Genomic DNA, 14678 nt, shown 5'->3' on the forward strand with positions numbered 1-14678 from the left:
ACGTTCTTGGGGCTGGCCTGGATTTTAACCATCTTAAAATGGACCTTCTGCTTTATGGCGAGACGGGTACAGGAAAAGACACGCTAGCAAGACAAATTCATGATCTCTCGGAGCGGTCCGGCTCCTTTGTTGCACTTAACTGTGCTGCTATACCAGAGGCACTTGCCGAAAGTCAGTTATTTGGTACTGTAAACGGAGCCTATACGGGCGCCACACGCTCTCGACAGGGTTATATAGAAGCGTCAGATGGTGGGACTCTCTACCTGGACGAAATCGACAGTATGCCTTTGGCGCTACAGGCCAAGCTACTACGTGTCCTGGAGATAAGAGGGGTTGAGCGATTGGGATCCACAGAGTTTATTCCTGTTGATCTTCGTGTTATCGCCTCTGCGCAACGCCCGTTGGATGAACTTGTGGAACAAGGGTTATTTCGTCGAGATCTGCTTTTTCGACTCAACATGGTAACCATCCGGTTACCCGCGCTACGTCAGCAGCGTGAAAAGATATTGCCTTTGTTCGACCAGTTCGTTACAACCATGAAAAATGAGCTTAACAAGCCAGCGCCAATCCTGGGCAACCATTATGTCCAGTTGCTTCTCAGCCATTCCTGGCCAGGCAATATTCGCGAGCTTAGATCAGCGGCTAAGCGTTTCGTCCTGGGGTTTCCGCTGTTGGGGGCGGAGGGCTGTGATGCTGTGCTTTCTGAAGAGCCAGCTGGGCTCAAATCACAGCTGAAAGTTGTCGAGCGGCTGCTGATTCAAGATGCGCTTAAGCGACATAAGCATCAGCTCGATGCGGTTATTCAAGAGTTGGATATACCTAAACGTACGCTGTATCACCGAATAAAGGAGTTAGGCCTTTAGTTTTCTTCCCAAAGGCGAAAGGAATCTCGCATCGGGATGTCCCCGCGCTCTTGAAGTATTCGAGGTCAAGAATGAGCGAGTATGATTTGCTTGATGAAGCATTGGCGGTCTCACCTGACCTGCCTGATCTAGATGTCATTGCACAGAGCCTTTCCGAATTCGCTGTCGATCTGTTGCTGGCGGGCGAGACTGGCTCTGGTAAAGATACATTGGCCCAACATATACATTTGCTCTCAGGGCGTAAGGGACCCTTTGTCGCAATGAATTGTGCTGCGATTCCGGAATCGCTTTGTGAAAGCGAATTGTTTGGCGTGGTGAGTGGTGCCTATACCGGTGCTGATCGTTCTCGTGTCGGATACATCGAAGCCGCACAAGGAGGAACTCTTTACCTGGACGAACTGGACAGCATGCCGCTAGCCTTGCAGCCCAAACTGTTGCGCGTATTGGAAACGCGTGTGCTGGAGCGGTTGGGATCGACTACACCGATTCCGCTTGATATCTGTGTGATCGCGTCTGCCCAGCGCCCGCTGGACGAATTGGTCGAGCGGGGTGAGTTTCGGCGTGACCTGTATTTTCGACTTAATGTGCTAACGGTGAAGTTGTTGCCACTGCGGCTCCAGCGTGAACGCATTCTTCCTCTGTTTTACCGTTTCGTAAAATGTGCTGCGAGAGAGCTTGAACTTGAGGCCAGTGAAGTTGATCCAGTTATGCGCCAGATCCTGTTAAACCATGATTGGCTTGGAAATATTCGCGAGCTAAAGTCTACTGCCAAGCGTTTCGTGCTCGGTTTGCCGCTGTTCGACAGCGAGTTGGTAAGCGAGGGGGAGTCACCTACAGCACTCAAGTTCCAGTTACGGCTTATCGAAAGGGTGCTGATTCAGGAATCGCTCAAGCGAAACCAGCACTCTATCGATGCAGTTAGCCGTGAGCTGGATATTCCTCGGCGGACGCTTTACCACCGCATGAAAGAACTGGATGTTTGAGTTATATCTGAACCGCTCAGCCTGACTTATGCAGGCTGAGCGGTCCAAGGAAGGCGCAACTTTCTACATTAATGCGCCTTGGGTATGCCGAACTGTTCCAGTGTAGGGTCAACGTTGTGGTCGAATGTTTCCTGTTTCTTGTGTTTGTTTACCGCATCGATAATGGCTTTGATACCAAAGCCGATGGCTAGAACGGCATCAATTGCCCAGCCAATCGGTCCGGCCGCGGCGCCAATGGCACTGGCGGCTGCCAATCCCGCTGCTTCGCCCGCAACCATTCCGACTACACGTCCTGCGACGGCACCTGCCATGCGTCCGAGACCGGCAGAGGCATCCTTGCCAAGGCTTTGTGCCACGGCGTTATAACCCAGCTTACCTAACTCAGCTGAGCCTTTGGCTCCGTCATAAATAGCCTTGGCTGCGCCAGCGGTGTCTCCGTTATTCAAGCGCTCTGAGACAGATAAAAGGCTAGCTACGCTAACAGCGCCGCTGCCGGCTAACAGGGTCTTACCGCCCTTACCGAGGTCTGACGCAGATGTCTGTTTCTCCACATTGTCTCTTAGTTGAGAATACAGCTGCTGACCTGTCATTTTCTTCTCGTCAGCATCTTTTGGAAGCGTACCCGCATCCTTCAAGTCCTTGATTACGCTTGCCCCCTTGGCTGTGGTAGTTAAGGCTTTCATGGTCGCTTCGGCGTAGCCGCTCTGCGCTGCAGTCGTAGCGCTTTGCGGAATAGCGTCTTCATACGCTAACTTCTTCGCATCTACCTGGGACAGAACATCTTTAGGGTCCGATTTCTGGTCCTGTTTAAGTGCGCTCTCGGCTGCTTTGCCTTGGACAAAGTTCTCTTGATAGGAGCGATCAATTTCCTGCTTAAGGTCCGGACGGCGGTCTAATACCTGACTGGTAGTGGGTACGTTATCTTTACCTTTCAGGTCGCCTTGTAACTGGAGTTCTGCCGTCATATGTCCAATAGCCTGGCTATAATCCACAGGCTTGCAGTCTTCTGGCTTCTTGCCCTTGTTATCCTTGGCGGCCTGGTCCCGGGCGGCTTGCATGTCTTGCTCAAGTGCCTTACCTGATACCAGATCTTCGTGGCGTTTGTTGACTGCCTCTTTCAGGGCGGGGTCGCTGGCAATTAGGGTCTTTTCCTGGGCAGGAACTGCCTTGTCCAGATAGGTTTTAACGCTTTCATCGGTCTGCAACTGAGCAATTTTTTGCTGTAGCGCCTCGGAGGTCTTGTCTACTTTTCTTAGCTTGCTTCCTCCCTGGACTTGCTCGAGCGTTTCCTGCAACTTGATCATGACGGCGGCTTTTTGCTCACCCGTGTAATTGTCGGGGTGGTTGAAGACATCTTCATTGAGTTTACTGATGTCCACATTAGCCACTGCATTACGGGTAGCGGCGTCGCTCATCATGGATGCGAACTCGCCACCATTCTTGGGCGCTTGTTTCTTGATCCAGTCGTCTATGTTTTTGGTACTGATCTTTTTGTCTGCATTGTGTAGTGCAAGACCTTCCCCCTCAAAGCCGCCTTGATCAAGCATGTGCAGAAAACCAGGCTCTGAAAAGGTCTGGGCTGTTTGAGCAAGTTTTGGAGAAAGCCCTGGGTTCCCTGTTTGAAGCCCCTTCAAGGCATCATCGGTAATGTATTTACCAACACTTTTTTCTTTGTCTGGATTGCCTGCTTTGGCTAGCGGTTCGTTAGCACGCAGCATCGCGGCGGAGCGGACCATGGCTAATGATTGTGGACCCGCGCCCGGGTTTTCCTTTTGATACGCCTCGACATCCTTGGATGCAGCCTTTGCAGCGTTCTCCATGTTCTTGATAAAGGACTTGTAATCGTTTTTAGAAATGGTGCCGTCGCACTTTCCGCCGTGCTTACTGGTATCCAGCGCTTTCTCGAGCGCAGGATTGGCCTTGATGAAATCCTTGGCCTGGGCTGAGCCCTCTTTACCTTCAGCCGCCATCTTGGCGGCGGCAATCGGGCGATTAAGTTCTTTTGCCGCCTGTTCTCGTTCCGCCGGTGGCAGATGAGCCACCAGCGCATCGTATTTCTTCAGCTCCTCCGGAGAGGAGTACTTGGAGTTATCCAGAAATTCCGCATCGGCGGCTTTAGGCGTAGTGGATGTATCGCTGGTCTCAGTACCGCTGACTGTACCTACAGTACCGGTTTCTCTTACCTGCGTTGGCTGCTCAACAGAAGGCCGTGTACGGCTCATATCCGGACATTCTGGCCGGGCCTGCCCTGATGGGGGCTGGGTAGACGGGGTGGTGGGTTGTTCCAGATTCTTCAGCAACTGTACAAGGCGGGAAATTAATCCGTCACGCGTAAGCGACGCGTTACCTGGCAGCATCTGCCGCGTGGATGGAGCGTTGGTGCCGAACTGAATAATGTTACCGGTATTGCCTCTGCGCTCAGCTGGCGCAGCACTGGATTTTGCGTCCATTGGAGAGAGTTCAAGACTGACGTCTGGATTGGCAATAGTTCCCATTCCTGGCGTGGGGTTGGATACGCGCATGGATACTTACCTGTGTAGGAAGCCGGAGTGTGGGGGCTGAGTGGCAGGTATCGCTGCGCAGTTCCATTCAGGTAGCGCTGTGTTCCTATACATGAGCGCCAGAGTGAATACGGGGCCGGTAGTAAGAGCAGCCAGAAGAATTTCTTGAAGTGACATGGAACCGATCCCCAAGGCGGTGCCACGCATGTGCACCAAGCAACGATGCTGGTATTCCTCGAATCACTACAAAGGTGCATATGCCATGGTTAATCCTGTCAATAATCCTAATACCGGTTTTACGGGTTTCGTTGGTGACGTGACCAATGCCGGTGGCCAGTTTGTACAAGGCGCTAATCAGGCCGAGGCTAATTTCAGTACTCAACAAGCCATGAATGAAATGACGGGTACTAGCAGCTCGGTTGAGGCCCAACGTGCTGAGATGAAGAAAAACGATGAAAACAACGCAGCATTAATTGGCTTGCAAGGCCAGGAAAACCGCCAGATCGCTATCCAGAACACGCTTAACTCCATCCAGTCGGCGCGAGATGACGCCTCTAACAAGAAGATCAGTTCCGCAGCGCAAAACGCCAAGGGCATCAGCTACTAACACGTGCTGCCCCCGGTTTGAGGGGCGCAGGCCTTAAGGAGCAGGAACTATGTCAACCGTAATGAACAGTATGATTCCCAATCAATTGCCAAGGATGGATATTGAGTCGCTAATGCTGACTGGATCCAAGGAAACTCAGAGTAAGCCGTCACTGGAAGATGTGATCAAGCAGCTCTTGCAGGAATTGACCAAAAGCGGCTCGCTGGATGAGTCATCCCCATTGGGAAAAATGCTCGCCCAGCACATGCAAGAAAAAGGAATACAGGGATCTGGGCCGGAGGATCTTAAAAAAGGTCTGGAGAGTCTGATCAGCGACAAGCTGGGCCCGAACTTCGGCGCTGCGGATTCCGCAGGCCTTAACGGTGGCAATCAGCAGGACCTTATGTCCAAAGTGCTTAACGGGTTGGCCAAATCTTCCTTGGATGATCTGCTTTCCAAGCAAGGAGAGGGCACTACCTTTTCCCAAAGCGATATGCCCATGCTGGAAAAGATTGCCGAGTTCATGGACAAGTTTCCCAAAGACTTTCCACCCCCAGATTCAGGCTCGTGGAAAAATGAGCTCAAGGAAGACAACTACCTGAGCGAGCAAGAAACAGGCGATTTTCGTGCAGCGCTCGATAAGCTTGGCTCGCAGCTGCAGACTAATGCTTCGGAAGGTAGCCAGGGTCTAGGGCAAGGGGGCGGGGGGGGTGGCCTGGGTGATCCGGCAGGTTTGGGCAACCAGAGCTCACCTGGTGGCGTACAAGGCGGCAGCGTCGATGAGCTTGCCAAACTCTTAAGTGCATTGATCGAGAAAGGGCTAGAGGCGACCCTCGCCGAAGGTGGAAACGGTGGTGTGGGCAATGGTCAGCCACAGGGCGCTGGTCAACACACCTTGAACAGCAGTGCAGCGGAAACTGCGAATGCGTTGGTGCAGGCCTTGTTACAGGGCGGCGGCTTACAAACACAGGCATCGAGCTGACCCACCTTTTATCGACACCGTCTGTTGGAGTCTTCAAATGACGATTACATCCGTTAGCAAAGCAAAGCAGCCAAGCGTTGATATCGACCAGGGGCTGATTCAGGAGCCTTCACAGGCGGACGTCGATCTGTTTTCCGCAGCGATGAGTGCTGGGGCCGCCGCCGCGGTGCCAGGGCAATTACCTGCCTTGGTAGCTGGAGCACTGGTGGATCGCGTCCAGAGCACGGACAAGCTCTCACAGCAGGCCATGCGCAATATGAAAGCGGCTGCAAGCGCTGATGACCCTATGGACATGACCATGATGAGCCGCGCGCTGTCAGCGTACTCATTGCAGATGGCAGTCACTACCAAGGTGGTCAACAAGACTGCACAAACGCTCGATAAACTGACCAACCTGCAGTAGGTAAGCCATTGTGAAAGGGTCTGTCGCGACGCTATTGCTCAGTATTCTGCTGCTTGCAGGATGCAGTCAGGAAACCGACCTGTTCAGCGGACTTTCCGAGCAGGACTCCAATGATGTCATTGCGTCGCTGGCTGACCAGCACATCGAGGCGCATAAACGTACGGAGAAGACAGGTATCGTCGTCTCCGTGGACAGCGCCCATATTAACCGCGCAGTAAGAATACTGGATGCGGCAGGGTTACCGCGGCGCACTCATACCAGTCTGGGTGAGATCTTCAAGAAAGAAGGTGTCATATCCACCCCTCTGGAGGAGCGCGCCCGCTATATCTACGCATTGTCACAAGAGCTGGAAGCTACGCTGTCCCAGATCGACGGCGTGATTGTGGCCCGCGTCCATGTGGTACTGCCAGAGCGTGTTGCCCCGGGCGAGCCTGTACAACCCGCCTCGGCGGCAGTGTTTATCAAGCACGCTGTAACCCTTGATCCAGACAGTGTACGGGGCCGTATACAGCAGATGGTTGCAAGCAGTATTCCAGGAATGTCAGGTACTACGACGATGGATTCAAAAAAGTTTTCCATTGTGTTCGTCCCGGCCGCCGAGTTTCGCGATACTCAGCAACTGGTCAGCCTCGGCCCGTTCCTCGTGGATAGCGAAAAGGCGGCTTTCTGGAGTCGGATGGTGTGGGTAGCCCCGGCAGGAATGGTTCTACTTGTACTCGTACTGATGTTGCTGGTTCGATCCGACTGGCGATCGGCCTTGTTGCAACGTGTCACCTCGCGGCGCGGAGGCGGCTCTAATTTGCCGAGCCGGATCTGATGTCTACAAACGTCAGCGAACGCTGGGTCCAATGGTGGTGTTGCGCCTGGCGCGACGCGCACCCTGAGTGGAGGGCCCGTTTCATTGACCAGTCAGGGCTTCCGCCAGCTATTTGCGAGACACTGGCCATACAGCGTGTTGATGTCTTCCTAAAATTTGCAGGTGTTGTTTTCCTGCAGCCTCCTGAGCCTGAGTCCCACACGATGAAGTGGCTGTCGCTGGATGACTCACAGAGTCAACTCGCCTTATCGTTGGCAGGCCGCATCTGCTCACCTGAACATCCTGATTCATCGGTAAACGACGAGTACACGCCGTGGTGTCGTAGCGTAGCAAAGGCGCTGCGCCCGGGTCTTTGGCTAGATAGCAAGTCACTGGATCCGCGCCTATTGCTAGGTGTCTGGTTGGGCGTCAGTTACTGGTCGAGGGTTCGCCTCTACTGGTCGCCAAACGCCGTGGAAGAGAGCCCTCTAAAGGTGATAGCCGCCAACACCATGGCTTGCTCCAGACTACAGACACTCTGGCCCGCTGTCTTTTGGCAGGTAACAGAAGGTATGGAGATTCAACATGCTGGCTAGGCGCTCTCTGTCCCTCGGTGCGGCTGTCATTAGCGAGCCTGTGCTACGCAGGGAAGATCTTGTTGATGCATTACGTGCACAGGACATTCTCAAGCATGCCCAACAGCAGGCTGAAGCGATTCGAACGCAGGCTCTGGTAGAAGGACAACAGCTGATCGATCAGGCCGTTGGCGAGTTTTGGTCGGTTGCCAATGAATTTCTTCAGGAGCTCCACGAAGAGCGGGAGGCCTTTCGGCGAGAGGCACTGGTTTCGGTGGAGGAGCTGCTTAATCTGAGCCTGTCCAGGTTGCTGGATGAGACCCAGCTTCCGGAGCGAATCCGGGCACTATTACGCAACCTGGCTGACAGCCAACCCGTTGCGGTCGCTGCAACCCTGAGCTGTCATCCTGATCTTGCTGAAATAGTAGGCGAGTGGCTGTCACACAGCCGCTTTACCAAGCTGTGGCGGCTGGAAAGTAACAATGCTTTGCCTGTGGGGTCGTTGAGACTTACTCATACCAATGGCTCGTTTGACGTCGACTGGGAAAGCCTGCGCAACGGCCTACTGCTGTAGCCATCTCCAAACGAGATGGAACCACCTACCATACAGGATCCACTCAGGGCCGAACCCCTAAGATGGAGTCCCATCATGCTCAATTTGAAAACCCTGCAGAACCGTCTCGATCATGCCTACAAGAGCGCACAATCCGAGATGGATGAGGCCAGCATGATCGCCACCGATACGTGCGATGTTGAAGACATGCGCCTGTTTAACGAAGCCAGCCGGAAAAGCGCGGTTGCCAGCACGGTTCTGGGTGAGTCGCTACGTGCCAAGCACAGCATGACCAAAGCCATCATCGACGGAATCCAGTGACCGTCCGACGGCGCGACTCCTGCACCGCGCCGCCTTCTTTTTTGACCAGGGAGCGTGAAATGCGAAAGGCCTTGATGTGGTTGCCTTGGTTGTTGTGTGTCATCAGCCCTCTTGGATGGGCTGCAGTACCTGAAAGCTGGAAACATACGGCCTATGCCTATGACGCCCGGCAAACGGATCTGAACAGGGCGCTTGGTGATTTTGCCAAAGAGTTCGGCATGAGTCTGGACATGCCTTCAATGGATGCTGTCCTGGACGGCCGTATTCGAGCCGCCAGCCCTCAGGCTTTTCTAGACCGTCTGGGGCAGGAAAACCATTTTCAATGGTTCGTTTACAACGAAACGCTGTATGTCAGTCCGACACGGGAGCAGACCTCCACACGTATCGAGGTGTCACCGGATGCAGTTGATGATCTGCAGCAGGCGCTTACGGATGTAGGCCTTCTGGACCCACGCTTTGGGTGGGGCATCCTGCCGGATGAGGGGGTGGTATTGGTTCGTGGCCCGGCTAAGTACGTGCAATTCATTCGTGACTACAGCCAGAAAGTCGAGGCACCGGAAAAGGCAGAGAAACAGGATATCGTGGTGTTGCCGCTGAAGTATGCCAATGCCGCTGACCGAACCATTCGCTACCGTGATCAGCAGCTGAACGTGGCGGGGGTGGCCAGCATCCTTCAGGAGCTGTTGGAGAGTCGCTCTCGAGGCGAATCAATTAATGGTATTAGCCTTGCACAACGCCCAAGCGGTACCTCGAGTGGATTAGGGGCCGGGAACCCTCTTGGGCTGAGCTATGGCGGCATGGGAAACGACATGGATTTTGGTGCGATAGAGCAGGGGCTGGATCAAGTCCTGGGTCGCTCAGGGCGCAAATCAAAGGGCGAAGAAAGCTCGTCTCGTAGTCGAATCCGTGTAAGTGCTGATGTTCGTAACAACGCCGTTCTAATTTATGACCTGCCCAAGCGCAAGGCAATGTATGAACAGGTCGTCAAGCAGTTGGATGTTCCGCGGAATGTCATTGAAATTGATGCAGTGATTCTTGATATCGATCGCAACGAGCTGGCGCAGCTGTCCAGCCGCTGGAACTTTAATGCCGGTAGTGTAAGCGGAGGTGCAAACCTGTTTGAGCCTGGAACGACATCCACGTTGTTCATTCAGGACGCTGGAAAGTTTTCTGCTGATCTGCGCGCGTTGGAAGGTAATGGGGCGGCCTCTATTATCGGCAACCCGTCAATTCTGACCTTGGAAAACCAGCCTGCCGTTATCGACTTCAGCCGAACGGAATACCTCACCGCGTTGGCCGAGCGGGTCGCCAACATCCAGCCTATTACCGCCGGAACCAGTCTGCAGGTGATTCCACGTTCGCTCGATCATGGGGGTAAGTCTCAGGTGCAGCTCATCGTTGATATAGAAGACGGTCAGATCGATGTCTCCCAGATCAACGATGAACAACCGGCTGTCCGCAAGGGAAACGTCAGTACTCAGGCAGTGATTGCGGAGCATGGGTCACTGGTCATCGGAGGATTTCACGGGCTGGAAGCCAATGATCGGGTCAGAAAGGTACCGCTTCTGGGAGATATACCGGTCCTTGGTAAGCTGCTTTTCCAATCACGCAGCCGCGAACTAAGCCAACGTGAGCGACTGTTCATTCTCACGCCTCGGCTTATAGGCGATCAGGTAGACCCGGCGCGCTATGTGCAAAATGGTAACCCTCATGATGTGGATGATCAGATGAAACGAATTGATACCCGGCGGGATGGCTTTGTCCAGCCTACGCGTGGGGACATCGAGCGGGTCTTTACGCAATTGGTAGACGGTGTTTCGCCCACCGGGCTTTCCTTGTCCTCCGCCTTGCCTTTTGAGCCTGACAGCCTGTGCGATCCGGCCAATGGTCTGGTTCTGGATCGGCAGCGCTCCCAATGGTTTACCCGAAAGGAGTGGGGCGTAGCAGTCGTGGTAGCCCGTAATCAGACCGAAAAGCCCTTGCGTATTGATGAAAGCCGCTGTGGTGGCCGGTGGGTCATGGCGGTAGCGGCCTGGCCTCATGCGTGGCTGGAGCCCGGTGAGGAGAGCGAAATATTCATTGCCTTGCGCCAGCCCCAGCAGTCCTTGAAAAATGCTGCCCAAAGTCGTCCCTCACTGCTACGGAGAGCTATCCAATGATGCGTGGCCGCTATGCAATCACTCTTATCGCACTCGCCTTATTAGGCGGTTGCGCAAGCCGCTCCGGCTGTGTGGGCTATGCGTGTGAGCGTCCCGATTCGACAGATCGCCAACTGGTCATCTGGTGGCCTCAGGATATGCGGCAGGGTTTGAATGACCGGGACCCTGACGTGGACTTCACGGTGGTGCCGCTAAGAGATTGAAGATGGATGATTCGGGTAATGGAAAAGCACGCCTTTTACACCCAGCTGCTGGCAGGGCAGGCGGCAACCTGGTCGATAGCAGAGGGAGTCTGCTTCGCCAGTTGCCGCGAACATCTGGAGTGGGGAATGGCGCTGCGTATCCAGCGTGGTGTACTTACCCGCGAGCAAACCCGCCAGATATTGGCGCGCCGATTTACTGATGCCGAGCGTTACCAGAATTACCTTTTATCCCTGGATCCAAGATGTGGGTTCGCTATTTGGCATGCGCTGCCCACGCTCTCCGAGTCGGTTAAATCCCTGGATGGTATTCAACAGCAGCAGCTAGTTCTTGCTGGGCTTGAATACCTGACTGAATAAATCGCCTCGTTCTAAGCGTGCATGTCACTGGCTGTGACTACCCATTTGATAGAAAAACAGCCGGCCGTAAGGCTCGTTTCTTTTGAAATAAGACGATTGCTCGGTGATGAAACTCGGGGTGGTGATCCTACTGCACCTTCAATTTAGAAAAGAACGAACAATCGATTGGAACCGATAGAAGCCATCTTCCACATAGATGGCATTGCTTCTCAGGAGCAATGCCCTGGTGGCGTAGCACTTCTACTGCTACATCAATGGAGAACAATAGTATGGCTTCGCAACACTATCACCGACTGCTGGAAGAAATCAGCCAGCTGACGCTCATTCCTGAAACTGTCTTGTCTCAAGAGTTGACACATCTGTCCATTCGCGGCGTGGACTTTTCGATGTACCCAGTTGGAAACCAGGCACAAGCCCACCTCGTGATTCATTGTGATCTCGGTTCATTGCCGGACAAACGCCGAGAAGAAGTGCTGTCACGCTTGCTTGATACCAACTTTCACATGGTGAACTCAGCAAAACCCGTAACGTTCTGCCGTAACGAACAGTCCGGGCACATGATGCTCAGTGCGGCGCAACCATTGTCAGGCCTGACTGGTCAGGCGGTTCTGGATCAAATGGGATCACTGGCGGACTACGCTCTCGCATGGCGTCAGAACTTCTTCCTAAGCGATACAACGTCCAAACCTCGAACGCCTGTAGTCGCCAAAGAAACGCAGCTGCCACGTACCTCGTTTTCCAGGAGGGCTTTGTAATGCTCCCAATCCATACCGGGCGCGCCGCTGGCGCCCAGGGCGTGCATACGTCAGAAACTGATGAGATTCAACGGGCCTCGGTGGAGGGTGTAACTACCTCACACCAAGGAGCGATAGAGCAGAGCCAGATGCCCGGCGCGTACCCCCCTTCGCCTACCGCGACTCCTTTTGAAATGTCGCCAGAGCTCAGATCCGAGGCGGCAAAATTCGCAAAGAAGCCTCAAGTCGCTAGCAAAGAGTATTTAAGCGAGCGCATGCAACTTGAAGGTTCCTATCTTGCAGAATTGCAGAAACATGCGGAAAAAACGGATTCGCCTGACAGCGCCTTTGTCAGTTTCCCCCAGATTGCAAGGGATCTTGGCCTTGAGAATCCAGTTGCCGACAATATAGAAAGGCTACAGCAGCAGACGACTCAGGAGTTAAAAGAGATTCTGAAGGGCGCCAAACCCGATCAGGATAGAATGCAAGCGCTAACGATGCAGCTTAAAAAGCTTCTCTCGGAACAAACAGAGTTGTTTGCCCACCAGGCAGCTAAGTACGAAGAAGTGAAGAGGATGGATGGGCTGCCTGAAGAGGCCAAGATAAATATTCAGCGTAGCGAGCTAAGTTTTTCGGCCTATGCGACTAAAACAGCCTGCGATGTCCCAAACATGGTTGCTCAGGCTCATGAGAAAGCTTCATTGATCGAACGCTCCTTGAAAGCAATTGGACAGGAGGATGAAGCAAAGCCATGGACTACTACTACAAAAGAACTGGAAGGACTTCAGAAAGATATCTCTTCTGACTTCAAAACGGCTGTTGATCAGGCAAAACTGACATTGCTGGTAGATGAATACCAAAAGGTCAGTGGTGACTGGAAAAATAAAGGGATGGCATTTATCGGCCAAGGTGTGCGCCAGGCAGGATTGTCCGGTTTTGCACTCGGCGCGGTAAGAGCCTTCACTTTGGCCGGTTTGGAAGGTAATACAACCGCTCAGGTGTTTGGTGCTGGTGCTACTACGGGTATTGCACATGAAGTCGGAACCCAACTATTGGCACCGGCCATCTTGGAGATAGTAGGGGGTGCGACGCGCCCGATCAATACCGCCGAAGTTTTACCTGCGCCTAATAAGTTTGTCAGTGAAAACGGTGTTGTGCGCGAACGTAACGAAGATGAAATGAAGGCAGCGAAGAAGGAGGTCGCAGATCTTCGTAAAGAGCATGAACAGAGCAAGAATGCCAATAAAACAGGATCTCTGCCGGGTGAAGCAAAGGCCTGGTCTTTCTTTTCTGGCATTCAAGGAGCAAGTGCAGCTGTCACAAACAATATGGATCTGACAAGTACCCAGCAAGCAGGTGCTATTACGTTAGGCTCCATCATTGCTGGCTTTTTCATGGGTGCCACACATGGCGCCGACGGGCTCAACGCCAAAATGAAAGATCAGTATGGACGTGCGCTTCCTGCCCACACGATGAAAAAACCATCCGATGCTCCGCTTAAAGCCAGGCTGAAGGATACCATCGATGCAGGGTGGGCAAAACTGAACCCAGCGGACACCAGCGCTCGCAAGGTGTATGAGAACAAAATTGCTGCCCTGACGGTGGGGCTGGGCTATCAGAGAGCGTTAGACCCAGCCATCAAAGCCGTAGAAAACAGCTCTCCTGCTGTCAAAGCTGGGGTAACAGGATTCGTTACAGGCGTTCAATCCATTATGCTGCTATCTCAGGCGTGGGGTGGTTTTGGGATTGGTGCGCAGACCGCTGCCGATAAGAAGGCCGCGGCGGCAGAGCGTAAGGAGAAGAACCTTCCTGAGCCGGAACAAGGTCGGTTTGATCGTCTCAATACGGCGAGGCTTAATGTGTTCAACCCGGGACGGGACGCCTATACCCATGCTACTAAGGATGGTGTAGCTAGATTGGCGGAAAATGCTTACACGGTACTCCAAGGTATTGGCGAAATACCCGAGACGGCAGTCACCGATATGCTAGAAGCTACACCAAGTCTGCTAGAAGACGCCGGAAGGATGATCGGAAGCGGCGCACAGACGCTGTTCAGACCGAGTCGTGAAGCCCAAGCCAATAGTGCAGACGGTGGATCGGCTGCAGCAGAAGAGCATGAGATGGCGACCCTTAGCTCTAAGGGTAAGACAGTCTCGAGTGCCGAGCGTGGTGAGTCAAGCGGACAGCAAGGACGTGGCGAATCAAGTAAACAGCCACAACGTTAATACCACCTCGCATGGACGCGAACGCGCGAAGTGACCGCTCCAGTTAACTGTTGCTCTTCTTAGCAACAAGCAAGAGGCCGGGCATTGACTTCAATGCCCGGTACTCAGTGATTGTCTAACCTACATCCGATACTCAGCATTACCTCGACATATGACGGTTGCCTAAACTGCCAACGTTAAACATGCATGGGTAAACCGCAGATATTGGTATCCTGGCTTTGCGCCACCTCAGTCATCAATGGGCCTACGCTTGGGCTGTGAGCCAATCATTACTGTGTACTATCCTGCCAAGCCGTCAAAAAATCACGTTCTACAGACCTATAAATAAGTTTCCTTATCTGTAGCGTTAAGCCATCTCTAGCACGAGTAAATAGTGAATAGTCAGAAATCGCTAATTACTCGACCCGAGCGATACTACCGCACATGCACCCTTGTAG

Annotated in this window: 15 protein-coding genes; 14 read left to right on the forward strand and 1 reads right to left on the reverse strand. The window is 53.3% G+C overall.

The features are described 5' to 3' along the window. Positions 1-17 precede the first annotated feature (17 nt). Positions 18-863, forward strand: a complete 846-nt coding sequence (locus JQR86_RS21055) for a sigma 54-interacting transcriptional regulator (RefSeq protein WP_407364017.1) — start codon at positions 18-20, stop codon at positions 861-863. Positions 864-934: 71 nt separating this feature from the next. Further along, complete coding sequence (locus tag JQR86_RS21060; protein ID WP_434155417.1) at positions 935-1846, forward strand: sigma 54-interacting transcriptional regulator; 912 nt, start codon at positions 935-937, stop codon at positions 1844-1846. Positions 1847-1914: 68 nt separating this feature from the next. Here the strand turns inward: JQR86_RS21060 and JQR86_RS21065 are convergent, their stop codons facing one another. Further along, complete coding sequence (locus JQR86_RS21065; protein WP_407363896.1) at positions 1915-4368, reverse strand: type III effector HrpK domain-containing protein; 2454 nt, start codon at positions 4366-4368, stop codon at positions 1915-1917. 241 nt (positions 4369-4609) lie between these two features. On the opposite strand from JQR86_RS21065, the gene JQR86_RS21070 reads away from it, so the two are divergent. The 12 genes from JQR86_RS21070 to JQR86_RS21125 all read left to right on the forward strand — a co-directional run bounded on the left by JQR86_RS21070 (position 4610) and on the right by JQR86_RS21125 (position 14241). Beyond that, positions 4610-4954, forward strand: coding sequence for a hypothetical protein (locus JQR86_RS21070; protein WP_159435100.1), 345 nt, complete (start codon positions 4610-4612; stop codon positions 4952-4954). Between the two features lie 49 nt (positions 4955-5003). After that, the gene (locus JQR86_RS21075; protein ID WP_434155419.1) at positions 5004-5915 is read left to right on the forward strand and encodes a type III secretion system effector HrpZ; all 912 of its coding nucleotides are present in this window, start codon (positions 5004-5006) and stop codon (positions 5913-5915) included. 37 nt (positions 5916-5952) lie between these two features. Further along, positions 5953-6318, forward strand: a complete 366-nt coding sequence (gene sctI, locus JQR86_RS21080; RefSeq protein WP_407363900.1) for a type III secretion system inner rod subunit SctI — start codon at positions 5953-5955, stop codon at positions 6316-6318. A gap of 10 nt (positions 6319-6328) precedes the next feature. Beyond that, positions 6329-7135 carry a type III secretion system inner membrane ring lipoprotein SctJ gene (sctJ, locus tag JQR86_RS21085; protein WP_150346065.1) on the forward strand — a complete coding sequence of 269 codons (807 nt, stop codon included), beginning with the start codon at positions 6329-6331 and terminating at the stop codon, positions 7133-7135. After that, entirely contained in the window at positions 7135-7710 is a 576-nt protein-coding gene (locus tag JQR86_RS21090) for a type III secretion protein (protein WP_407363902.1), read from the forward strand. The genes sctJ and JQR86_RS21090 overlap by 1 nt, the downstream gene beginning before the upstream one ends. Continuing rightward, positions 7700-8263 (forward strand): type III secretion system stator protein SctL, encoded by a 564-nt coding sequence (gene sctL / locus JQR86_RS21095; RefSeq protein WP_407363905.1) that lies wholly within the window; start codon positions 7700-7702, stop codon positions 8261-8263. The genes JQR86_RS21090 and sctL overlap by 11 nt, the downstream gene beginning before the upstream one ends. A gap of 75 nt (positions 8264-8338) precedes the next feature. After that, a complete protein-coding gene (locus JQR86_RS21100; protein ID WP_074825831.1) occupies positions 8339-8563 on the forward strand; it encodes a type III secretion protein in 225 nt (74 codons plus the stop codon). A 59-nt stretch (positions 8564-8622) separates the two neighbouring features. Then, entirely contained in the window at positions 8623-10722 is a 2100-nt protein-coding gene (gene sctC, locus JQR86_RS21105; RefSeq protein ID WP_434155421.1) for a type III secretion system outer membrane ring subunit SctC, read from the forward strand. Further along, positions 10719-10925, forward strand: coding sequence for an HrpT family type III secretion system protein (gene hrpT, locus JQR86_RS21110; protein WP_258019806.1), 207 nt, complete (start codon positions 10719-10721; stop codon positions 10923-10925). Before sctC ends, hrpT begins: the two co-directional genes overlap by 4 nt. Before the next feature lie 18 nt (positions 10926-10943). After that, positions 10944-11282 (forward strand): type III secretion protein HrpV, encoded by a 339-nt coding sequence (locus tag JQR86_RS21115; protein WP_150346060.1) that lies wholly within the window; start codon positions 10944-10946, stop codon positions 11280-11282. A 269-nt stretch (positions 11283-11551) separates the two neighbouring features. After that, a complete protein-coding gene (locus tag JQR86_RS21120) occupies positions 11552-12037 on the forward strand; it encodes a CesT family type III secretion system chaperone (RefSeq protein WP_162997697.1) in 486 nt (161 codons plus the stop codon). A 41-nt stretch (positions 12038-12078) separates the two neighbouring features. Next, complete coding sequence (locus JQR86_RS21125) at positions 12079-14241, forward strand: hypothetical protein (RefSeq protein ID WP_434155423.1); 2163 nt, start codon at positions 12079-12081, stop codon at positions 14239-14241. Positions 14242-14678: the final 437 nt, after the last annotated feature.

The organism is Pseudomonas sp. JZ134, from assembly GCF_051027695.1.
In the GTDB taxonomy this organism is placed as follows: domain Bacteria; phylum Pseudomonadota; class Gammaproteobacteria; order Pseudomonadales; family Pseudomonadaceae; genus Chryseomonas; species Chryseomonas luteola.

What these genes read in the sequence shown, in the direction of transcription:
- sctC (WP_434155421.1), top strand. Translation starts at nt 8,623, where the DNA reads ATGCGAAAGGCCTTGATGTGGTTGCCTTGGTTGTTGTGTGTCATCAGC.
- sctL (WP_407363905.1), top strand. Translation starts at nt 7,700, where the DNA reads ATGCTGGCTAGGCGCTCTCTGTCCCTCGGTGCGGCTGTCATTAGCGAG.
- JQR86_RS21120 (WP_162997697.1), top strand. Translation starts at nt 11,552, where the DNA reads ATGGCTTCGCAACACTATCACCGACTGCTGGAAGAAATCAGCCAGCTG.
- JQR86_RS21115 (WP_150346060.1), top strand. Translation starts at nt 10,944, where the DNA reads ATGGAAAAGCACGCCTTTTACACCCAGCTGCTGGCAGGGCAGGCGGCA.
- JQR86_RS21075 (WP_434155419.1), top strand. Translation starts at nt 5,004, where the DNA reads ATGTCAACCGTAATGAACAGTATGATTCCCAATCAATTGCCAAGGATG.
- JQR86_RS21070 (WP_159435100.1), top strand. Translation starts at nt 4,610, where the DNA reads ATGGTTAATCCTGTCAATAATCCTAATACCGGTTTTACGGGTTTCGTT.
- JQR86_RS21065 (WP_407363896.1), bottom strand. Translation starts at nt 4,368, where the DNA reads ATGCGCGTATCCAACCCCACGCCAGGAATGGGAACTATTGCCAATCCA.
- hrpT (WP_258019806.1), top strand. Translation starts at nt 10,719, where the DNA reads ATGATGCGTGGCCGCTATGCAATCACTCTTATCGCACTCGCCTTATTA.
- JQR86_RS21100 (WP_074825831.1), top strand. Translation starts at nt 8,339, where the DNA reads ATGCTCAATTTGAAAACCCTGCAGAACCGTCTCGATCATGCCTACAAG.
- sctI (WP_407363900.1), top strand. Translation starts at nt 5,953, where the DNA reads ATGACGATTACATCCGTTAGCAAAGCAAAGCAGCCAAGCGTTGATATC.
- JQR86_RS21090 (WP_407363902.1), top strand. Translation starts at nt 7,135, where the DNA reads ATGTCTACAAACGTCAGCGAACGCTGGGTCCAATGGTGGTGTTGCGCC.
- JQR86_RS21060 (WP_434155417.1), top strand. Translation starts at nt 935, where the DNA reads ATGAGCGAGTATGATTTGCTTGATGAAGCATTGGCGGTCTCACCTGAC.